Below are 20,294 nucleotides of genomic sequence, written 5' to 3'. Positions count from 1 at the left end.
AATCAGTATGCCAGAATTACCAGAAGTCGAAACGGTTTGTCGCAGATTACGACCTGCCGTTTCTGGAAAGACGATTCAGTCTGTCGATGTGCTTGATCCTAAAATCATTCGGGGACTCGAGCCAGAAGAATGGGTACACCATTTGATTGGAGAGACCATTACAGATGTAGAACGTCGAGGAAAATTTATTTTATTCAAATTAACGAACGGGTATCTCGTCTCCCATCTCCGGATGGAAGGGAAGTTCTTCCCATATGAGACAATCACAGAACCGGCTAAACATACGCATGTCGTCATCAACTTCACGGACCAATCGACCCTACATTATAACGATGTGCGGAAGTTTGGAACGATGGAGTTGCGGACGAATGAGGCGGTTCATACGACACCACCACTGTCACTGCTCGCATATGAACCGTTTGACGAGCGTGTGACAACTGATGCATTGCATAAGCGTCTAGAGCGGATGAAGACACGCGCTATCAAGACGGCGCTTCTCGATCAGTCCATCTTCGTTGGATTAGGGAATATTTATGTAGATGAAACATTGTTTCGTGCTGGTGTGCATCCGACACGGCCAGCTGCTAGTTTGACGCACGAAGAAGTGGAGCGTGTACGCATTGAAGCGGTAGCCGTGCTAAATGAGGCCATTGAACGTGGAGGAAGTACGATTCGGAGTTATACGAATCCAGACGGAGCAACGGGAACGTTCCAAGAACGACTTTATGTATACGGACAAGCCGGTGAACCATGTCGTCGTTGCGGACAAGAAATTGAAAAGATGAAACTAGGCGGTCGTGGCACGCATTATTGTCCACACTGTCAACAACGTTAAGGAGTGGGCGTTATGTTGAAAATTGGATTGACGGGTGGGATTGCAACCGGGAAGTCCACGGTGTCTCGACTATTTCGGAAAAAGGGGATTCCGATCATCGATGCCGATTTGATTGCGAGGACGGTCGTCGAACCTGGAGGGAAGGCGATTGAGGGTGTAAAAGCGGCATTTCCAAAATGTTTTGACGGCGATGTCTTAAACCGTCCCGCGCTAGGGCGTGAAATCTTTCATGATGAGACGAAACGACAACACCTCAATCAACTGATGCATCCAGCGATTCGTGAAGAGATGAAGGAACAGATGCGTGATTATGAAGCATCCGGCGAGTCTGTCGTTATTTTTGATATTCCTCTCCTATTTGAGGGGACAATGCTCGACCTCGTCGATTATTCTGTCGTCGTCTATTGTCGCGAAGAGATTCAACTGATGCGTCTCATGGAGCGGAATGGATTGACGAAAGAAGAGGCACTCGCTCGCATTCATTCTCAAATCCCGATTGAAGAGAAAAAGCATCAGGCCGATTTTCTCGTCAATAACAACGGTTCACTCGGTGACTTACCACCGCAAATTGACCGTTTGGTCGAACAATTTAAGACGATTGAAAAAGAAGGCGAATGATCATTCGCCTTCTTTTCGTTTGGTTAGTTTAATGGATCGGATTCGGGTGATCCTTTCTTCCACGTATCATAAATGGCACGTCCATCACTTGGGTGACCGTTCGAATAATAGATGGGATACAGTGAAAAGAAAATATAGTAAAACGAAAAGTAGGCGAACTGATACGTATACAACGTCGGTTCAATATCTCGTCTTAAGATAAACGCATTGACAATTAAGATACTCGCCAGATTAAAAATGGCTCCACCGCCATATACAAGCGTGCGGGTGACCTTGTTGCTCCATTTTAAATCTGTAAACTGACACCACGCATCATAAAAATAGACGCGGTTCACTTGAAGACGTCCTACTTTAAATAGTTTTTTTCCTGTGCCGATTTGCATGTCGAGCGAGCCCCCAAACAACTTTGCGAAAAAGAAGTGTCCGAACTCATGAATCAACGTCACAATCGGTAAGATGATGAAAAACGAAATGAAGAACTTATCGATATCTCCCCAATCAAACATGGTGACGCCTCCTTTCTGTTGTGCTTCACGACAAGAAATTTCCCTCATTTTCAAAAAATAAACAAAGAAAAATGAAAAAAATGTGACGAATCATAGTGAAAACGCTTACAGCTATCCGTTATAATGAAACCGTAATGTAGAAAAAGGGGGATTTAGCATGGGGACAAAAGTTGCGATTAACGGATTCGGTCGAATCGGGAGAATGGTATTCCGAAAATTGATGCTTGAGGGACGTCATGAAATCGTGGCGATCAATGCGAGTTATCCTGCGGAAACGCTCGCTCATCTCATCAAACATGATTCCATTCACGGTCCATTCGGATTGACAGTTCGAGCGCAAGGGGATGCGCTTGAAGTCGATGGGAAGCGAATCGAACTCATTTCAGAACGTGATCCATCACGTTTACCATGGGCAGACCTTGGCATCGACATCGTGGTCGAGGCGACAGGGAAGTTCAACTCGGATATCGGGGCAAAACTTCATCTAGATGCAGGGGCGAAAAAAGTGATTTTAACTGCGCCAGGGAAAGGGGATTTACGCACGATTGTGATGGGGGTCAACGATCGAGACTATCGCCCGGAAGAAGACCACATCATTTCAAATGCATCGTGTACGACAAACTGTCTAGGACCTGTCGTGAAAGTATTGCATTCGACATTCGGAATCGAGACAGGTTTAGTGACAACTGTTCACGCGTACACGAATGACCAAAATAATATTGATAACCCGCATAAGGACTTACGCCGGGCGCGTGCTTGTGGCAGTTCGATCATCCCGACTTCGACAGGAGCGGCTAAGGCGATTGGGCTTGTCATGCCAGAGCTACAAGGGAAATTAAACGGAATGGCACTCCGCGTTCCGACACCGAACGTATCACTCGTCGATTTAGTCGTCGAGCTTCACCGTGACGTCACCGTCGATGAAGTGAATGAAGCGTTTGAGCGGGCGGCGTTTGGAGAGATGACGGGCGTGTTAGGTGTCTCTCATGAACCGCTCGTATCGATTGACTTCAATGGAGACGATCGCTCGTCGATTATCGATATGGATTCGACGATGGTACTCGGCGGGAATCATGTAAAAGTACTCGCATGGTACGACAATGAATGGGGCTATTCGTGCCGTGTCGTCGACTTGTTGGATATGGTGGCGAGTTACCTTCAAATCGGGCAACAAGAAACACACGCCTAAAAAAATATTACGGTCTAAAAAATATTTTTGATTTTTTTAAACAAATGTCTTGTAACGACGTCCCAAACACGTTACACTCAGTTTCGTGAACTTCAATTGGTCTGACAAACGCAACTTAAAGGGTTAGGACCTCTTAGGACTAACTTGCCCCCGTGGTTGTGGGCGATTCAGGCACAAAGTGAGTGATCATCAACTACTTTGAGACCATTGATGTAAAGGGGGATCCACTAATATGGATACTATGGGACGTCACATTATTACAGAACTTTGGGAGTGCAATCCCGACAAATTGAATGATATCGACTACATCGAGCGTTTGTTCGTCGATGCAGCTCTTCGTTCGGGCGCTGAAGTCCGCGAAGTCGCTTTCCACAAATTTGCGCCGCACGGTGTGAGTGGAGTCGTCATCATTTCAGAATCACACTTAACGATTCACAGTTTCCCAGAGCATGGCTACGCGTCGGTTGACGTGTTCACATGTGGAGATCGAATCGATCCAGCTACGGCATCGCAATACATCGCCGAAGGATTGGATGCAAAAGTACGTGAAGATGTGAAACTTGAGCGTGGAATGGGACCAATTCGTGTTCCAGAAGCACAAGTTGCACTAACTAAATAATTCTGAAGAACCTTTTGAGGCTGGCCGTTTGACGGTCAGCCCTTTTAATTGTTTTGTTGTTGCCTTAATTTTGATATGCTTAACGTATATAACTCAGGCGTTGAGGTGGATTATGGGACTGTTAGATAAGTTACAAACACATATTGAAACGAAAGATACACATAAAAATGAATCGCTTCGGACACGCTACTATGCGGCATCTCCGAACGCAATCTTACAATGGTTAGAAAGTCAGATTCAGTCAAATGGTCAGACGGTCCGTCGAATCGACGCGAACCGTGGCGAACTCTCGTTCATTGGTGACGGATGGGACGGACTCATTACGATCGTACAAGTAGACGGAGGTCGTACAGCAGTCGATTTTACATTGAACCGCGAACAGCGACTCGGGACAGACCTCGCACAAATCGTTACTCACTATTACGAGGCGCTTACACAACAATTCCCGCTTCGTGCTATCGGAAATAAATCTGTCGAACGATAAGGAGGCTTGAGCATGCGTTGTCCGAAATGTGATCACAATGGAACGAGAGTGCTCGATTCCCGACCGGTGCAAGACCATTATTCGATTCGACGTCGTCGTGAATGTGAAAAATGTGGGTATCGGTTCACAACGTTTGAAACGGTGGAACAGACACCCCTCATCATTGTGAAGAAAGATGGAAACCGTGAAGAATTCAGTCGCGAAAAAGTGCTCCGTGGAATCATTCGTGCGTGTGAAAAGCGACCGGTCACGCTTGAACAGCTTGAAGGGGTCGTGACAAAAGTCGAACAACAACTTCGCGCCCTCGCGCAGTCGGAAATTCCGAGTGAGCAAGTGGGTGAGTTGGTGATGAATGAACTCGCGCGTGTCGATGAAGTCGCATACGTCCGCTTTGCATCTGTTTATCGCCAATTCAAAGATATCACTGTGTTCTTTAAAGAACTTGAAGATTTAATGAAGCAAGAAAATTCGACCAACTAAAGGGCGGCCTGCTGGTCGCCCTTTTTCAGGGGAGAGAGCTATGGAGAAAGAACGTACAATCTTTGGGACGGACGAACTGCTCATTATGAGTACAGGTCTTGTTGACCGTGAATCGTATCAGTCCCTCTACCACTTATATCAGCCTGTTATCGGTGTCAAAGCGCTCGCGCTGTATCAGACGCTGTGGAGTGAATTGAAGCCAGGCAAAATGAAATCGAACTATATGTCTCATAGTGCCTTGTGTGAGATGTTGGAGTACTCCATCAATGAATTGACGGATAATCTATTTCGCCTCGAAGCCATTGGATTGGTACGGACGTACAAAACGAAAGATGCCCGATTGACGCAATACGTCTATCAGTTGCGTGTGCCGCTCGCACCGCATACGTTTTTAAACGATGGACTGTTATCGAGCTTTCTCTTCTATAAAGTAGGGGAAGTGCGCTTTAAACAACTTCAGGGGCGTTTCACAATTGACCCTTTGCCAGCGGGAATCGTCGAGGTGACGAAAGACTTTAATGAAGTGTTTGATGTCAAAGGTGTCAATCATCGAGCGTTCACGCAAAAGAACTACGAAAAACCAGATCGTGCGAAGATTGAAATCAACTATTCGTTCGATATGGATATTGTGAAGAAATTGACGAATTTCCCAGTCGGATTTTTCACAAAAAAATTAGACGAAACCATCACAAAACTGGCCTATGTCTCTCAACTCGACGAAGAGACGATGGCGGAGATGTTGAAAGAATATTTCGTTCACGAAGCCTATCTTCCGCTCAGTGAGCAGGAGAAGCGGGACGGATGCCGTCAGATGGTATTACAGTTGAAGAAAAAGCAGACACGGCATCGAAAAGAGAAGACGGTGGAGCTTGAAGAGACCAAACTGGGAGATTTACATGATCCAGCGGTAATGGAAGCGGCGCACCCCCATCAGTATGTATCGACACTTCGGAAGACGCCTCAGCTGTCGAAGAGTGACGAACAGTTGGTCATCGAACTCGTCGATACGCTCGGGCTCGCACCGGGCGTGATCAACGCACTCTTCTATTATTGTATTGAAGTGAAGAAACAGACTCGTCTGAACGAGAACTATGTCCTTCGTATCGCGACGAGTTGGAAGACGGCTGGTTATACGAACGCGAAAGAAGCGTTGGAGCAAGAAGCGTCACAAGATGCGCTCATTGAGAAGAAGCAACAAAAACGTGAAAATGTACAGCGGACGACTGTCGGTTCGCGTCGGAAACCCCAACAAGGCGAGATGCCGAAATGGCTCGAAGATGAAGCGAAACAACAGCGATCGTATGATCAGGCGAGAAAGAAAGAATTGGAGTCTTCCGTTCCGGATGACGCGGAGCTCGTAAAACTATTAAATGAATTGAAAGAGAAGGGGTGAGGGGATGGAACGAATCAACCAGTCGTTATCGCAGTTGATGAATCGAAAAGAAGTCCGCGAAGCGTATGAGTCGATTCGCAGACGAACGCTCAATCATCCAGGAGTGATCGCCTTTTTGAACGCTCATCCTGAGTTAGAAGAGAAAGCGATTGAAATTGGATTCACGAAGCTGAGTGAGTATGCCGAGCAGATGGATGGGAAGACGTTCATGGAAGAACAAGCCGTCATCCCGGGTCATCAACCGGTGCTCTATGTCGATCTCGGACAGATCGCCATTCGCTATGAAGAGACGGTCGCTCATCGACAAGCTAGACGCCAAAAAGAGATGGACCGTAAGTTTAAGAGCTTGTTCTTACCGGAAGAAGTTCGTGAGGCGAGCTTTGAGTCATTTGATTGGGCGGACGATGCACGCAAGATCGCACTTCGGGAAGCGATGCGTTTCGTAACGGGGATGAAGTCCAAACAAAAAGTAAACGGACTCTATTTACACGGGAGTTTCGGTGTCGGGAAAACGTATCTACTCGCCGCCATTGCCAATGAATTGAAAGTGGCGGATATCGAGACGATTTTAGTTCATGCCCCTGGATTCGTCTCGGAAGCAAAACGCAAAATTCGCACCGAATCGTTTGATTCATTTTTAACTTCGTTTCAACATGTGCCTGTCTTGTTGATTGATGACATTGGTGCTGAGGCGATCAGCCCGTGGGTGCGCGACGAACTGTTCGGCATCATTCTCCAATATCGGATGATGCATCGATTGCCGACGTTATATAGTTCGAACTTTAGCGGAGAAGAGCTTGAGACTCACTTTTCAATCGATGGGTCCGCGCAAAATAAAATGAAGGCACAGCGTCTCATGCAGCGAATTTCAACGACGACGACCCAAATCGAGCTGAAGGGTGAAAATCGACGTCGGTAAAGGATTGTTTTTCTTGGATGAGTTGACTATACTAATAACCATATAAGTGATGCATAGAAGAGGATATGGATCATCGAGACGAGTTTTAGCGAGGGAAGGGCGGTGGAAGCTTCCTAACGACGACGATGCATTTACTCCCTCAGAGCACCGTACGGGTCAATCGTGCGGCGATTCACACTCGTTATCGTGTGTTCGAGCCAAGCGTGATGCTTGGGAACGAGGGTGGTACCACGAGAATCAAAGCTCGTCCCTTTTTGAGGGATGGGCTTTTTTTATATTCATTTTTTGAGAGGGGACAGATGTACATGATTCAATTGACATTTCCAGATGGCGCAGTAAAAGAATTTGATGCCGGCGTCACGGCAGAAGAAGTCGCAGGCTCAATCAGCCCGGGACTTCGCAAAAAAGCAATCGCAGCAAAACTAGACGGAGAACTCATCGACTACCGTCGTCCGATTGAACAGGACGGCAAAATCGAGCTCGTCATGCCAGATTCAGAGGACGGTCTCGACTTGATGCGTCACTCGTCAGCGCACTTGATGGCACAAGCGATCAAGCGTCTGTACGGAGAAGAGAATAACATCTATCTCGGGATTGGACCGACAATCGAGAACGGATTCTATTACGACATCGAAATGGACCGCCGAATCAACGAGGAAGACCTGCCTGAGATTGAGAAGATGATGAAACGCATCGTCGATGAAAACTTAGAAATCACTCGTGAAGTCGTTTCACGTGACGAAGCGCTCGCTCGCTATAAAGAGTTGGGAGACCCACTCAAAATCGAGTTGATCGAAGACATTCCTGCCGATCAGACACTTACAATCTATCATCAAGGTGAATTCTTCGACCTTTGCCGCGGACCGCACGTCCCATCGACTTCGAAGTTGAAAATCTTTAAATTGATGAGCGTGGCTGGAGCATACTGGCGTGGCGACTCAGACAACAAGATGTTACAGCGTATTTACGGGACGGCTTGGGCGACGAAAGAACAACTCGCCGAGCACTTGCGACTTCTTGAAGAAGCGAAAGAACGCGACCATCGTAAACTCGGAAAAGAACTCGACCTCTTCTTCGTCTCGCAAGAAGTCGGTCAAGGACTTCCGATGTGGCTGCCAAAAGGTGCATCGATTCGTCGTACGGTCGAACGCTATATCGTCGATAAAGAGCTCGAACTCGGATACCAACACGTCTATACACCGGTGCTTGGGTCGGTCGACTTGTATAAGACATCTGGACACTGGGACCACTATCAAGATGACATGTTCCCGAAAATGGAGATGGACAATGAGGAACTCGTCCTTCGTCCGATGAACTGTCCGCACCACATGACAATCTACAAACATGAGCCACGCTCATACCGTGAGCTTCCACTCCGAATTGCTGAGCTTGGTGGGATGCACCGCTACGAGATGTCAGGCGCGCTCACAGGACTTCAACGTGTCCGTTACATGGTCTTGAACGACGGGCATACGTTCGTGACACCTGAACAGATGAAACAAGAGTTCAAAGACATCGTTCACTTGATTCAAGAGGTGTATGCTGACTTTGGCATCAAAGATTATCGTTTCCGTCTCTCGTATCGCGATCCTGCCGATAAAGAGAAGTACTTCGATAATGATGCAATTTGGGAAATGGCACAGAGCCAGTTGAAAGAAACGATGGACGAGCTCGAACTTCCATACTTCGAAGCGGAAGGGGAAGCGGCATTCTACGGACCGAAACTCGACGTGCAAGTACGCACGGCGCTCGGGAAAGAAGAGACGCTCTCGACTGTTCAACTTGACTTCTTACTCCCAGAACGTTTCGATTTGACGTACACAGGACCAGACGGAAAAGACCATCGTCCAATCGTCTTGCATCGTGGTGTCGTTTCGACGATGGAACGATTTGTTGCGTATTTGATCGAAGAATACAAAGGCGCATTCCCAACATGGCTCGCACCGGTACAAGTGAAATTGATTCCGGTATCACATGTCCATGATGAGTATGTCGCTGAAGTCAAAGCGGAACTCGTCAAGCGTGGGGTTCGCGTCGAAACGGACCTTCGTGACGAGAAACTCGGCTATAAGATTCGTGAAGCGCAAATGAAGAAGATTCCAATGACGCTCGTACTTGGGGATAAAGAACGTGATGAGCGTGCGGTCAACATTCGTCGTTACGGTCAACAAGAACAAGTATCAGCATCACTTGACGAATTCATCGCATCACTCACAGAAGAGATTGCGAACCGTTCACGCTAAGCAAGGAGCCACCTTTCCATCTAGAAAGGTGGCTTTTTTCGGTCTAAAGACGGATGTGTATTTTGTCGTCTCCACGTATCGTAAACATTAAGGAGTGATAATTCATGAATTATTTGAAGCCAGTATTGGCACTTACTATTGGAGCAGTCGCATTTACAGGAGCACTTCCGAAAGTCGGGGCGGAGGCAATCGTCAATGACACGATTGTGACGCTCGGGGAATCGCTCTCTTCAGAACAACAAAAATGGGTACTTGAACGTATGGACGCGCCAGAGGGAATCGAACCGATTATTACGACGGCAGCGGATGAAGAAAAATATTTAGGAGATTCTGTCCCACAAGCGCAACGTGGGGGTGGCATGTATTCGTCCGCACGAATTAAATTAACGGACGGAACAGGTCTTGATGTTCAAACTGAAAATGTGACGTGGGTCACGAAAAATATGTATGCGAACGCATTGGTCACAGCAGGTGTGACGGATGCGGACATCTATATCACGTCGCCAATCAACGTGACGGGTACTTCTGCGTTGACAGGGATCATGAAGGCGTATGATCAAACGGCGGCCGAAACCGGAATTGAACTGTCTGATGAGCGAAAAGAGCTTGCGCAAGAAGAGTTAGCAGTGACGTCTGAAATCGGAAAGACGGTCGGTCAAGAAGATGTAGCCGGTCTCATGAACGAAATCAAAGCGGAAATCGCGAACCAAATGCCGGAGACGAATATTGAGATTCGCGATATCGTCATTCAAGTGTTAAATCAAAATAACGTTCAATTGTCTGAAGGACAACTCGACCAATTGACGACACTATTTGAAAACATGCAACAAGCGAATCTGGATTGGTCTGCGATCAGTAACGGATTAAAAGATGCAGGGCAGGACGTACAGGCTTTTCTTGAACAAGAGGAAGTCCAAGGATTTTTCGCAAGATTGTTTGAAGCAATCAGTAACTTCTTCAAGTCGCTCACGAATTAATTGTGTATCATTGTGAAAAGAAGGAAAACTGGATAAGGAAATCATCAGACGGGGTAAATAACTTTCATCCACTATCTTAATCTTAGGGAGGAATCGTTATGCTCGGTGGTGTTCCGCTACATCCATTGCTCGTGCACGCTCCGATTGGTCTTCTACTGTTTGGGACGCTTTTGATTTTGATTAGCTTCAAATGGACAAGTTTTCGACTGTTTGCACTCGTCACGCTCGTTGCTGGATTGATATCGGGCGGAGTGGCATTTCTATCGGGTGACAGTGCCGAGGAGTATGCGGAAGCAAACCTTCCTTCGGTCACAGAGGCGATGGTTGAAAACCATGAACATTTTGCCTTGTACAGCTTGATCGCGTTTGGCATCACTGTTGTCTTGCTTGCCGTAGGATATCGTGCGAAAGGGAAGCTATGGATCACACTTAGTTTTGTGATTGCGCTCGTGGGAGCGGGACTTCTTGCATACGCCGGGCACCTCGGGGGACAGATGGTTTACGCACAGTAAACATGAATAAACGTCCAATTCCATTGATGTGGAACTGGACGTTTTTACATGGTACATAAGAAAGACAGAATTCCTCACTCTTTAGTACCATCGTTTATGAATATAGTTTTGAGCTGACTCGTGATCATCGACAATCTTTAATGTGATACGATTCATCTCTTCTAATAAGTCCGTTAATACTGCCTGTAACTTTTCATCTTCTAAGCCATGCGCCTGCATCGTTTTACTGACGATCTGCTGAACCTGGTCGTGATAGTCATGTTCGCGCGAGACGTCTTTTCGCCAATTCATGTAAATCCCTCCTTTGTTATTTCATTATTCCCTTTGAAAAGGTATTGCGAAACGAGAGAATGACTGGTATCATCATAAAAGTGTGAGCTACCAATTATTCATGCGCGATATCTTGACATCTTTTCCTGCTAGTGCTAAGATGACATAGTGATTAAAAACAACAAAGCAGAAGCACCCGCTTTTCACCTCGTCTGAGAGTCATCAGGCAGGTCCATCAAGTTCTTGGTTCAATCGGCATCGTCTGCCGTTTTATGACCTCAACTGATGTGTGGGTGGGAAACTGCCGACGCTTTTTTTATTGCCATGTTGTCTTGTCAATCTAAATCTCGTGCAATCGCACGATGGAGGTGCTAACCATTAGCAAAGAGCTCTTTATCAACGAAAACATTCGTGCCCGTGAAGTACGTCTCATTGGCGCAGACGGCGCACAACTCGGTGTGAAATCGCGTAACGATGCGTTACGTTTAGCTGAAGAAGCGGAACTAGACTTAGTCTTAGTCGCGGACAAAGCGAATCCACCGGTCGCTAAAATTATGGATTATGGGAAGTACCGTTTCGAACTCCAGAAAAAGGAGAAAGAAGCGCGTAAAAACCAAAAAGTCATCCAAATGAAAGAAGTACGTCTCAGTCCAACAATCGAGGACAACGATTTCCAAACAAAATTGCGTAACGCACGCAAGTTCCTTGAAAAAGGAAACAAAGTGAAGGCTTCGATTCGTTTCCGCGGACGTGCCATCACACACTCGGAAATCGGGAAACGTGTTTTGGACAAAATGGCAGCGGAATGTGCCGATTTGGCAACAGTTGAACAAAAGCCGAAGATGGAAGGACGCAGCATGTTCTTAGTGCTGGCTCCGAACAAAGAAGATTAATCATCGATTCTCAGTGGGGAGGAAATACTCATGCCGAAAATGAAATCGCACCGTGGTGCTTCAAAACGTTTCAAACGTACAGCATCAGGTAAACTCAAGCGTTCACACGCTTACACAAGTCACTTGTTCGCAAACAAATCGACTAAAGCGAAACGTAAGCTCCGTAAAGGCGCTATCGTATCAGCTGGAGACTTCAAACGCATTCGCAACATGATCGCGAAGTAATACAGAAACAATTAGGAGGGAATCCATATGCCACGCGTAAAAGGCGGTTATACGACTCGTCAACGTCGTAAAAAGCAAATTAAACTTGCCAAAGGATACTTTGGTTCGAAACACATTCTATTTAAAGTAGCAAAACAACAGGTCATGAAGTCACTCATGTACGCTTACCGTGACCGTCGTCAGAAGAAACGTGATTTCCGTCGTCTTTGGATCACACGTATCAATGCGGCAGCACGTACAAACGGTCTCTCATACAGCCGTATGATGCACGGCCTCAAGCTTGCAGGAATCGACATCAACCGTAAGATGCTTGCTGAGCTTGCTGTGACAGATGCACAGGCATTCGCGTCACTCGCTGAAACAGCTAAATCAAAATTGAACGCGTAATCGTTCAATCGACAGCGCCGAGACACTCTCTCGGCGCTTTCTTTTTTCTTCAGAATTTCTTAGAATTAAGAGAAGGAGGAAAGCGTATGAATCAATCAGTTGTCGCCATCGTTGCCCTTGCGCTGATCGTCTTGAACGTATATACCTATATCCAGGCAAAACGTTATACGCATGGCCAAGGTGATTTTAACGTACTATACGCCTATGCGGGAGGAGCCATCGGTGCCTTGTTCGGTCTCCATTTGACACGAAAAAAGACCGTTCATGCCCCAAAACTGCTCCAATTACAAGTATTGATTTTAGCGGTAGGCTGGTCTTTAATGATTTTAGTACTGCTATAAGTGGAGATAGAGGAGGAACATCCGGTGAACTGGACAACACTGTTTGATCGGCAGCGCGAATTAGACGAGCGGATCAAAGAACAACATAGATTATCCGGAAATCAATTCGATGAACGGTTACTAGCGCTGCTTGTCGAACTCGGTGAACTGGCTAACGAAACACGTAGCTTTAAGTTTTGGTCGAAGAAAGGACCGTCGCCTCAAGATGTGATCTTAGAAGAATATGTAGACGGCATTCATTTCTTACTGTCACTCGGCCTTGCACTTGGATATGAACGAGACGCGTTTCCTGCGGGAAGCTCATATCTTGATGCGACTGATGCTTTTTTAGATATTTATCGGAAAGTGACGAACTTTGGTCTTTCGAAAACAGAAGCGATGTACGAGACGCTGATGGCAGCGTATCTTGAACTTGGCTATACGCTTGGGTTCAATGAACAACTCATTTTCATGGCGTATATGAACAAGAATGAAGTGAACCATGAGCGACAACAATTAGGCTATTAAAGAAAAGGAGCGGATTGGTATGAATGAATCGTTACATATGTTAAAACGTCTGACAGACGCAACTGGCGTCCCGGGAAATGAAGGGGAAGTCCGTCAGTTAATGCGTGAATACCTTGAACCACATGTCGAATCATTTGAACAAGACGGTCTCGGAAGTTTATTTGGTCGAGTGACTGGAAACGCAGAAGGTCCTCGTGTCATGATTGCAGGTCACATGGATGAAGTCGGTTTCATGGTCACGCGTGTGGAAGAAGGTGGGTTCCTACGTTTCCAAGCGCTTGGTGGATGGTGGAACCAAGTCTTGTTGGCACAACGGATGGATGTGGTGACACGTTCAGGTGAAAAGATCCCGGGAGTGATTGGTGCGAAACCACCACATGTCCTTCCCCTTGAAGCACGTAAAAAACCGGTTGAAATCAAAGACATGTTTTTAGATATCGGTGCGACATCAAAAGACGAAGTCACCGAATGGGGAATTCGTCCGGGTGATACGGTCGTCCCGCATTGTGAATTCACGGTCATGAAAAATGAGAACTTCTTGATGGCGAAAGCTTGGGACAACCGAATCGGTTGTGCCATTGCCATTGAAGCTGCAAAACGCCTGAAAGAAGAAGCATTCCCAGGTGTCATCTATACAGGTGCGACGGTACAAGAAGAAGTTGGATTGCGTGGAGCGGTTACAGCGGCTAACTTGGTTCAACCGGATGTGGCGATTGCTGTCGATACAGGAATTCCAAGTGATACGCCAGGAATGACACCGGCAGAAGGATTGTCAAAACTCGGCGATGGCGTTCAAGTCATCTTCTTTGATGCAACGACCGTGACAAATCCACGTCTCGTCGACCTCATTGTTGAGGTAGCAAAAGAAAACGACATCAAATATCAGCTTGATTTGACACCGGGTGGTGGAACGGACGCAGGACGATTCCATTTGTCTGGGATTGGAATGCCGGCAATCGCGTTGACAGTACCTGTTCGTTATTTACACACGAACGTGTCAATCATCCATAAAGACGACTACGAAGCAGCGATTGAACTCGTAGTCGCATTAACGAAACGCTTAGACCACGAGACGGTCCAATGGTTGAAAGAGGGATAATATGACGAAGATTACGTCTACGAAGAGCGAGACGATTAAACGATTAAAACGATTGATGACGAAAAAAGGACGCCAAGAAACCGGGCAATTCCTTGTAGAGGGAGAGCATTTGGTAGATGAGGCAATCCGAGCAGGTCGTCTCGTACAACTTATCATGGCAGAGTCGTACGTACCGAAAAAGACGTGGCGCATCGAGGACATGCCGGTGCTCGAGTTATCTGATCATGTCGCTGACCTGTTATCTGAGACAGAAAAGACACAAGGTGTGTTTGCTGTCGTGAAGATGACACCGGTAGAGCGTAAGATGAAGAAAGTTCTCGTGTTAGATCGAGTACAGGACCCGGGTAACCTAGGTACGATGATTCGGACGGCAGATGCAGCCGGATTTGATACGGTGCTCCTCGGGAAAGGGACGGTCGATCCGTTCAATGCCAAAGTCGTTCGTGCGACTCAAGGTTCCCTGTTTCACGTGAACGTGACTTCGGTTGACTTGCTTGAAAAACTACCTGCACTGAAAGAAGATGGTTTCCATGTGTATGGAACGGCTCTTTCGAAAGCGACATCGTACGAGCAGGTGGCATTTGAAGACAAAGTAGCTTTGGTCATCGGAAATGAAGCACAAGGTGTACATGCCGATGTGTTGGCACTGTGCGACACACGTGTCCATATTCCAGTACTCGGTGAGGCAGAATCGCTTAATGCGGCGGTCGCTGCCGGTATTTTAATGTATCGGATCGCTTTACAATAATCTTGTCAGCACGTGAAAAACGTGATAGGTTAAACACATCGATGAATATGATATGACGTTGAAAGAACATAGTAAGCGAATGACCGATTCCGTTCAGGGAGCATAGGCCGTGACTGAGAGCCTAAGCCGGAATCGTCGCTGAATTCACTCTGGAGTCGTGTTGGAGACAACACCGGTTTGGCATCTCGATAACGATGCTCTCAAGTGGGCCAACTATTGGCCAAGTAGGGTGGTACCGCGATGATTCGTCCCTTCAGTCAACGACTGAAGGGACTTTTTTATGTAGAGGAGGAAGTGAACACATGAAAGAACAATTAGAACAGTTACAAATGGACGCACTTGAAGAAATCAAACAGGCATCCACACAAAAATCATTAAATGACGTCCGCATCAAATATTTAGGGAAAAAAGGTCCGATGACCGAGGTACTTCGTGGGATGGGTAAGTTATCCGCAGAGGAACGTCCAGTCATTGGTGAATTGGCGAATACGGTCCGAACGTCGATTCAAACGACGCTCGATGCTCGAATCGAAGAAGTGAAGGCAATCGAGCTAGAAGAGAAGTTAAAAGCGGAAACGCTTGACGTGACGCTCCCGGGACGTACATCGGCTCCAGGGCACAGTCATCTCTTGCAACAGATCATCGACGAGATGGAAGATTTATTCGTCGGACTTGGTTACACGATTGCAGAAGGTCCTGAAGTCGAAACGGACTTGTACAACTTTGAGATGCTCAACTTGCCAAAAGACCATCCAGCACGTGATATGCAAGACTCGTTCTATATTACCGAGGAGACGTTGCTCCGTACACATACGTCGCCGGTACAAGCACGGACGATGCTAGAGGCGAACGGGAAACCGATTCGCATCATTTGCCCAGGAAAAGTATATCGTCGTGATGAAGATGACGCGACGCACTCGCATCAATTCATGCAAATCGAAGGGTTAGTCGTCGATGAGTCGATTTCGATGGCAGACTTAAAAGGGACACTTGAAGTGTTCGTGAAGCAATTGTTCGGTGAGGCACGTGAAATTCGTCTTCGCCCAAGCTTCTTCCCATTCACGGAGCCATCCGTTGAAGTTGATATTTCATGCTTCAAGTGTGGGGGAAAAGGTTGTAACGTCTGTAAGGGAACCGGCTGGATTGAAATTCTCGGAGGCGGGATGGTACATCCACATGTGTTAGAGATGGCAGGCTATGACTCGTCAAAAGTGTCAGGATTCGCATTCGGAATCGGTGTTGAGCGTATGGCGATGCTCAAACACGGTGTCGATGACATCCGTCACTTCTACACAAACGACTTACGCTTCATCGAGCAATTCTAAGGAGGAAGACAGATGTTACTATCAAAAAAATGGTTGAATCAATATATTGATGTGTCAGATTTGAGCGGAGAAGCACTTGGCGACTTGATCACAAAAAACGGGATTGAAGTGGAAAGTGTCACAAACCGTGCAGAAGGACTTTCTGGGATTGTCGTCGGTCGTGTCCTTTCATGTGAGAAGCATCCAGAAGCGGATAAATTGAACGTGACAAAAGTAGACATCGGCGAATGTGATCCCGTTCAAATCGTCTGTGGCGCACCGAATGTACGCGAAGGTCAACACGTCATCGTGGCGAAAGTTGGCGCACGTTTACCGGGATTAAAAATTAAAAAAGCGAAACTTCGCGGTGTCGAATCTCAAGGAATGATCTGTTCGCTTGAGGAACTCGGATTCGAGAAGAAGCAAATTCGAGAAGATGAGCAAGACGGAATTCACACATTCCGTGAAGATGTCCAAGTTGGAGCGGACGTACTCGACTTACTCGACTTAAACGATGAGGTCATCGAGCTTGGCCTGACGCCGAACCGTTCGGACTGTTTGAGCCTTTATGGAATCATTCATGAAGTGGCGGCCATTCTAGAACGTCCGTACACGTTACCAGAAGCAGATGTCACGTCCTCTTCTGCGTCTGAAGTGTCGATTGAACTCGCTACACCGAACTGCCCGTACTATGCGGCGCGTGAAGTACGAGGAGTCACAATCGCAGAATCTCCACAATGGCTTAAAAACATCTTGATTGCAGAGGGCGTTCGTCCAATCAATAATATTGTTGATGTGACGAACTACGTGATGCTTGAGATCGGTCAACCGCTCCACGCATTCGATGCGAAAAAACTCGGTCAATCGATTGTGGTCCGCCAGGCTGAGGACGGAGAAGAAATGGTTACTCTGGATGATGTGACACGTACGCTCGACGCTTCAATGATGGTCATCACAGATGGTCAGACACCGGTAGCAATCGCAGGTGTCATGGGTGGTGCGAACACAGAAGTGGACGCCTCTACGACAGATATCGTCTTAGAATCAGCATACTTTGATCCGGCTTCAGTTCGTAAGACGAGCCGTACGCTCGGTCTTCGTTCTGACTCAAGCGCTCGTTTTGAAAAAGGTGTGGACCCGGAACGTGTCATGCTTGCGCTCGACCGTGCCGCTCAATTGATTGTGGAGCTCGGTGGAGGCGAGATTCGGGAAGCGACTGTTTCTGGTGAAAAAGCGTCACGCGCTCGTCAAATCGAAGTCTCGGTCGATTACATTAATAAACGTTTAGGGATGACACTCGATCGTCAAACGATTGAACGTATTCTAGAACGTCTCGGTCTAGCTACAGAAGGCGATGATGTATTGAGTGTCCATATCCCTTCTCGTCGTCCGGACTTAGAGCTGCCGGCTGACATCACGGAAGAAGTTGCGCGTCTATACGGATATGACAGTCTCCCATCGACGTTACCTGCATCTCAGTCGAAAGGCTATTTACCAGCAATCAACGTGTTGCGCAGAAAGACACGCCGCATGTTACAAGGTGTCGGATTATCACAAGCGATCACCTATTCATTAACGAGTGAGGCACATGCGACACGTTTTGGTGGTCAAGCCGATCAACTCGTCCGTCTAGCGATGCCGATGAGTGAAGAGCGTTCTGTACTTCGCACATCACTCATCCCTGGGTTGCTAGAGGCGGCACGTTACAACACGGCGCGTCAACAATCAAACGTCGCACTCTACGAAACAGGGCGTGTCTATACAGAGCAAGGTGATACGTTACCAAGTGAAAAAGAACGAGTGGCGGGAGTTGTCACAGGTCTTTGGATGGATCATCGTTCACAAGGCACTCGGATTCCGGTCGACTACTTTGTCGCGAAAGGGATTGTCGACACGTTGGTTCAAACACTTCGTCTTGATGTCACGTATGAAGCGGTATCGATGCCAGATATGCATCCAGGTCGTACGGCGAACATTTTGATGAATGGTGACGTCATCGGTTATGTTGGACAAGTGCATCCAGGAACATCAAAAGAAGTCTACGGGATGAAAGAAGTGTACGTATTTGACCTCGACCTATTGGCACTTAGTGGGGAAGAGACGCTTCTGTATCAAGACGTGCCGCGTTATCCATCGATTTCACGAGATTTGGCACTCGTCTTGCCACGTTCGATTCCGGCTGGCACAGTGGAGCAAACAATCCGTGAAGCGGCAGGTCCACTCTTGATCGACCTCGTCTTGTTTGACGTATATACAGGGGAGAATGTTGGACCAGAAGAGAAGTCGATTGCCTTCTCACTCAAGTTCCAAGACCCGTCACGAACGTTACAAGATGAAGAAGTAACAGCAGCATATGAAACAATCGTCGAAGCGGTCCGTGCAGCACACGGCGCTGAAGTACGAGCGTAAAAATAAGGAGCGTTGTCCGATTTGGACAGCGCTCCTTATTTCATTGAATTTCAAGGGCGAGGTCACCGAACTTCGTCCAACCGACGAGGCTCGTGACACGATAAAGTGCCCAGGTAATGAGTGCAGGAAGAACAACACCCGTCATCGTGAAGATGAGAAACGCGTCCATTCCTTGTACCGCTAAAATTTGAAGAGGGGCAATGAGAGAGTTGAGTCCGAGACCGGCGATTTCATACGGCACTTGTAGTGAGAACATTAACGTGGCAATCGGTGCTGAGATCATCGCTGCAATGAATGGTGGAACGACGATTCGCGGATTTTTGATGATGTTCGGGAACTGAACTTTCGGCGTGACAAAGAAGGAAGCGACCAAACCACCTGGATCGGTTTGACGATACGCCATCAATGTAAATCCGACAAACTGAGCAGAACAACCAATCAATGCGGCAGCACTAGCGACAGGGTCTAATTGAAGAGCGATGGCGAGTGCGGCTGATGAAGCAGGTGACATGAGCATGACACTGAAGACAAGGGCGATGACGAGAGATGTCGCGATTGGTGAAGTTTCAACGGACGCTGTGATTCCTTGACTAATGGAGTTGATGAGAGGAGTCGTGACTGCCGCTGCGGCAACACCGACGACTCCACCTCCGAGAACGGCTGTTACGGGTACGACCATCATGTCGAACTTTGTTTTTCCGAGAACGCGTTTGCCGAGCCATACTGCTGCTGCGGCTGCAATCAATGCACTAATTGGTTGACCTGGAACGAGGACGAGCCCACTTTCGGTCGCTTTTAAAGCAGCACCGCCAATCGTTGCGGCAATCATTGCGCTAAACAAGATGAGCGTGTTCCCACCGAGTTGAAAGGCAACACCGGCTCCTAGTGCTGGTGCCAACAAAGATTTCGCAACTTGCCCGATTTGAACGAGCATCGCGATCCCGGTCAAATTACCGATCGTCTCAATCAATAGACCAACACCGAGCGTGACGAGTACGGCGTTTGCCATCCCTGCTGAAATTTTTACCATTCGATCCATCATATACTGCTTCACTTCCATCATCTCCTCTTTGTCTATGTGCCAATAAAAAAACCTATCCAACTAGGATAGGCGCGGGCTACATGTGCAGGCGCCTGTCCGATTACCACGGGAACAAGGGCCTGAAAAGTCGTTTTTCAAAAACAAAACGATTTCAGTCCCTCAGTCGAATAATAATCAGCAGGCTGTTCATATGTACGGGTTTGAACATCTCAAGCATCTCCTCTTTGTTGGATTTGCTAAAGAATACCATCTATTTTTGTAATAATCAATATTTTCTGAAAATAAACTGAAAAA

The 20,294-nt window shown here is 47.2% G+C and carries 23 protein-coding genes; 20 read left to right on the top strand and 3 right to left on the bottom strand.

Annotation, left to right across the window (positions count from 1 at the left end; genetic code table 11):
* The first annotated feature begins 7 nt into the window (after nt 1–7).
* Together mutM and coaE are read left to right on the top strand one after the other, a co-directional pair.
* Nucleotides 8–835 (top strand): DNA-formamidopyrimidine glycosylase, encoded by an 828-nt coding sequence (gene mutM, locus KNO86_RS04050; RefSeq protein ID WP_214693227.1) that lies wholly within the window; start codon nt 8–10, stop codon nt 833–835.
* 12 nt (nt 836–847) lie between these two features.
* Complete coding sequence (gene coaE / locus KNO86_RS04045; protein WP_214693225.1) at nt 848–1,453, top strand: dephospho-CoA kinase; 606 nt, start codon at nt 848–850, stop codon at nt 1,451–1,453.
* A 23-nt stretch (nt 1,454–1,476) separates the two neighbouring features.
* Here coaE and KNO86_RS04040 read toward each other — a convergent pair whose 3' ends face one another.
* A complete protein-coding gene (locus KNO86_RS04040) occupies nt 1,477–1,959 on the bottom strand; it encodes a site-2 protease family protein (protein ID WP_214693224.1) in 483 nt (160 codons plus the stop codon).
* A 157-nt stretch (nt 1,960–2,116) separates the two neighbouring features.
* Here KNO86_RS04040 and KNO86_RS04035 point away from each other — a divergent pair, with 157 nt between their 5' ends.
* The 9 genes from KNO86_RS04035 (at nt 2,117) to KNO86_RS03995 (ending at nt 10,775) form a co-directional block, all read left to right on the top strand.
* A complete protein-coding gene (locus tag KNO86_RS04035) occupies nt 2,117–3,148 on the top strand; it encodes a glyceraldehyde-3-phosphate dehydrogenase (protein ID WP_214693218.1) in 1,032 nt (343 codons plus the stop codon).
* A 232-nt stretch (nt 3,149–3,380) separates the two neighbouring features.
* A complete protein-coding gene (gene speD, locus KNO86_RS04030; protein ID WP_026825618.1) occupies nt 3,381–3,767 on the top strand; it encodes an adenosylmethionine decarboxylase in 387 nt (128 codons plus the stop codon).
* Between the two features lie 112 nt (nt 3,768–3,879).
* The gene (locus KNO86_RS04025) at nt 3,880–4,251 is read left to right on the top strand and encodes a hypothetical protein (RefSeq protein ID WP_214693217.1); all 372 of its coding nucleotides are present in this window, start codon (nt 3,880–3,882) and stop codon (nt 4,249–4,251) included.
* A 12-nt stretch (nt 4,252–4,263) separates the two neighbouring features.
* On the top strand, nt 4,264–4,731 hold the full coding sequence (gene nrdR, locus KNO86_RS04020) for a transcriptional regulator NrdR (protein ID WP_012726705.1): 468 nt from the start codon (nt 4,264–4,266) through the stop codon (nt 4,729–4,731).
* A 40-nt stretch (nt 4,732–4,771) separates the two neighbouring features.
* A complete protein-coding gene (locus KNO86_RS04015) occupies nt 4,772–6,124 on the top strand; it encodes a DnaD domain protein (protein ID WP_214693215.1) in 1,353 nt (450 codons plus the stop codon).
* Between the two features lie 4 nt (nt 6,125–6,128).
* Entirely contained in the window at nt 6,129–7,043 is a 915-nt protein-coding gene (gene dnaI / locus KNO86_RS04010) for a primosomal protein DnaI (protein WP_214693213.1), read from the top strand.
* 299 nt (nt 7,044–7,342) lie between these two features.
* Nucleotides 7,343–9,286 (top strand): threonine--tRNA ligase, encoded by a 1,944-nt coding sequence (gene thrS / locus KNO86_RS04005; RefSeq protein ID WP_214693211.1) that lies wholly within the window; start codon nt 7,343–7,345, stop codon nt 9,284–9,286.
* Nucleotides 9,287–9,390: 104 nt separating this feature from the next.
* Complete coding sequence (locus KNO86_RS04000; protein ID WP_214693210.1) at nt 9,391–10,263, top strand: DUF1002 domain-containing protein; 873 nt, start codon at nt 9,391–9,393, stop codon at nt 10,261–10,263.
* Nucleotides 10,264–10,361: 98 nt separating this feature from the next.
* Nucleotides 10,362–10,775 carry a DUF2231 domain-containing protein gene (locus KNO86_RS03995; RefSeq protein WP_214693208.1) on the top strand — a complete coding sequence of 138 codons (414 nt, stop codon included), beginning with the start codon at nt 10,362–10,364 and terminating at the stop codon, nt 10,773–10,775.
* 81 nt (nt 10,776–10,856) lie between these two features.
* Here the strand turns inward: KNO86_RS03995 and KNO86_RS03990 are convergent, their stop codons facing one another.
* Nucleotides 10,857–11,066, bottom strand: coding sequence for a hypothetical protein (locus KNO86_RS03990; RefSeq protein WP_012726699.1), 210 nt, complete (start codon nt 11,064–11,066; stop codon nt 10,857–10,859).
* Between the two features lie 341 nt (nt 11,067–11,407).
* Between KNO86_RS03990 and infC the strand changes: the two genes are divergently transcribed.
* From infC to pheT, 9 genes are all read left to right on the top strand, one after another.
* Nucleotides 11,408–11,938, top strand: a complete 531-nt coding sequence (gene infC / locus KNO86_RS03985) for a translation initiation factor IF-3 (RefSeq protein ID WP_074033409.1) — start codon at nt 11,408–11,410, stop codon at nt 11,936–11,938.
* Between the two features lie 30 nt (nt 11,939–11,968).
* Entirely contained in the window at nt 11,969–12,163 is a 195-nt protein-coding gene (rpmI, locus tag KNO86_RS03980) for a 50S ribosomal protein L35 (protein WP_012726697.1), read from the top strand.
* A 27-nt stretch (nt 12,164–12,190) separates the two neighbouring features.
* Nucleotides 12,191–12,550 carry a 50S ribosomal protein L20 gene (gene rplT / locus KNO86_RS03975; RefSeq protein WP_012726696.1) on the top strand — a complete coding sequence of 120 codons (360 nt, stop codon included), beginning with the start codon at nt 12,191–12,193 and terminating at the stop codon, nt 12,548–12,550.
* 86 nt (nt 12,551–12,636) lie between these two features.
* Entirely contained in the window at nt 12,637–12,891 is a 255-nt protein-coding gene (locus KNO86_RS03970; RefSeq protein ID WP_214693206.1) for a hypothetical protein, read from the top strand.
* Between the two features lie 24 nt (nt 12,892–12,915).
* Nucleotides 12,916–13,398, top strand: a complete 483-nt coding sequence (locus KNO86_RS03965; RefSeq protein ID WP_214693204.1) for a dUTP diphosphatase — start codon at nt 12,916–12,918, stop codon at nt 13,396–13,398.
* A 19-nt stretch (nt 13,399–13,417) separates the two neighbouring features.
* Nucleotides 13,418–14,497, top strand: a complete 1,080-nt coding sequence (locus KNO86_RS03960) for a M42 family metallopeptidase (protein ID WP_214693202.1) — start codon at nt 13,418–13,420, stop codon at nt 14,495–14,497.
* Between the two features lies 1 nt (nt 14,498).
* Nucleotides 14,499–15,245, top strand: coding sequence for a TrmH family RNA methyltransferase (locus tag KNO86_RS03955; protein WP_214693201.1), 747 nt, complete (start codon nt 14,499–14,501; stop codon nt 15,243–15,245).
* Between the two features lie 302 nt (nt 15,246–15,547).
* Complete coding sequence (pheS, locus tag KNO86_RS03950) at nt 15,548–16,570, top strand: phenylalanine--tRNA ligase subunit alpha (protein ID WP_214693199.1); 1,023 nt, start codon at nt 15,548–15,550, stop codon at nt 16,568–16,570.
* A gap of 12 nt (nt 16,571–16,582) precedes the next feature.
* Entirely contained in the window at nt 16,583–18,958 is a 2,376-nt protein-coding gene (pheT, locus tag KNO86_RS03945; RefSeq protein ID WP_214693193.1) for a phenylalanine--tRNA ligase subunit beta, read from the top strand.
* Between the two features lie 40 nt (nt 18,959–18,998).
* Here pheT and KNO86_RS03940 read toward each other — a convergent pair whose 3' ends face one another.
* Nucleotides 18,999–20,021: a PTS sugar transporter subunit IIC gene (locus KNO86_RS03940; RefSeq protein WP_214693191.1), complete on the bottom strand. Its 1,023-nt coding sequence runs from the start codon at nt 20,019–20,021 to the stop codon at nt 18,999–19,001.
* Nucleotides 20,022–20,294 lie beyond the last annotated feature (273 nt).

Origin of the sequence: Exiguobacterium sp. s160, assembly GCF_018617575.1 — a bacterium.
Classification (GTDB): Bacteria; Bacillota; Bacilli; order Exiguobacteriales; family Exiguobacteriaceae; genus Exiguobacterium; species Exiguobacterium aestuarii_A.
Note: the sequence above shows the minus strand (reverse complement) of the source record. Positions and strands in the feature narration are given on the sequence as shown.

Excerpts from the sequence above, each read along its gene's own strand:
- mutM (WP_214693227.1), top strand. The coding sequence starts at position 8 with ATGCCAGAATTACCAGAAGTCGAAACGGTTTGTCGCAGATTACGACCT.
- coaE (WP_214693225.1), top strand. The coding sequence starts at position 848 with ATGTTGAAAATTGGATTGACGGGTGGGATTGCAACCGGGAAGTCCACG.
- KNO86_RS04040 (WP_214693224.1), bottom strand. The coding sequence starts at position 1,959 with ATGTTTGATTGGGGAGATATCGATAAGTTCTTCATTTCGTTTTTCATC.
- KNO86_RS04035 (WP_214693218.1), top strand. The coding sequence starts at position 2,117 with ATGGGGACAAAAGTTGCGATTAACGGATTCGGTCGAATCGGGAGAATG.
- speD (WP_026825618.1), top strand. The coding sequence starts at position 3,381 with ATGGATACTATGGGACGTCACATTATTACAGAACTTTGGGAGTGCAAT.
- KNO86_RS04025 (WP_214693217.1), top strand. The coding sequence starts at position 3,880 with ATGGGACTGTTAGATAAGTTACAAACACATATTGAAACGAAAGATACA.
- nrdR (WP_012726705.1), top strand. The coding sequence starts at position 4,264 with ATGCGTTGTCCGAAATGTGATCACAATGGAACGAGAGTGCTCGATTCC.
- KNO86_RS04015 (WP_214693215.1), top strand. The coding sequence starts at position 4,772 with ATGGAGAAAGAACGTACAATCTTTGGGACGGACGAACTGCTCATTATG.
- dnaI (WP_214693213.1), top strand. The coding sequence starts at position 6,129 with ATGGAACGAATCAACCAGTCGTTATCGCAGTTGATGAATCGAAAAGAA.
- thrS (WP_214693211.1), top strand. The coding sequence starts at position 7,343 with ATGTACATGATTCAATTGACATTTCCAGATGGCGCAGTAAAAGAATTT.
- KNO86_RS04000 (WP_214693210.1), top strand. The coding sequence starts at position 9,391 with ATGAATTATTTGAAGCCAGTATTGGCACTTACTATTGGAGCAGTCGCA.
- KNO86_RS03995 (WP_214693208.1), top strand. The coding sequence starts at position 10,362 with ATGCTCGGTGGTGTTCCGCTACATCCATTGCTCGTGCACGCTCCGATT.
- KNO86_RS03990 (WP_012726699.1), bottom strand. The coding sequence starts at position 11,066 with ATGAATTGGCGAAAAGACGTCTCGCGCGAACATGACTATCACGACCAG.
- infC (WP_074033409.1), top strand. The coding sequence starts at position 11,408 with ATGGAGGTGCTAACCATTAGCAAAGAGCTCTTTATCAACGAAAACATT.
- rpmI (WP_012726697.1), top strand. The coding sequence starts at position 11,969 with ATGCCGAAAATGAAATCGCACCGTGGTGCTTCAAAACGTTTCAAACGT.
- rplT (WP_012726696.1), top strand. The coding sequence starts at position 12,191 with ATGCCACGCGTAAAAGGCGGTTATACGACTCGTCAACGTCGTAAAAAG.
- KNO86_RS03970 (WP_214693206.1), top strand. The coding sequence starts at position 12,637 with ATGAATCAATCAGTTGTCGCCATCGTTGCCCTTGCGCTGATCGTCTTG.
- KNO86_RS03960 (WP_214693202.1), top strand. The coding sequence starts at position 13,418 with ATGAATGAATCGTTACATATGTTAAAACGTCTGACAGACGCAACTGGC.
- KNO86_RS03955 (WP_214693201.1), top strand. The coding sequence starts at position 14,499 with ATGACGAAGATTACGTCTACGAAGAGCGAGACGATTAAACGATTAAAA.
- pheS (WP_214693199.1), top strand. The coding sequence starts at position 15,548 with ATGAAAGAACAATTAGAACAGTTACAAATGGACGCACTTGAAGAAATC.
- pheT (WP_214693193.1), top strand. The coding sequence starts at position 16,583 with ATGTTACTATCAAAAAAATGGTTGAATCAATATATTGATGTGTCAGAT.
- KNO86_RS03940 (WP_214693191.1), bottom strand. The coding sequence starts at position 20,021 with ATGATGGAAGTGAAGCAGTATATGATGGATCGAATGGTAAAAATTTCA.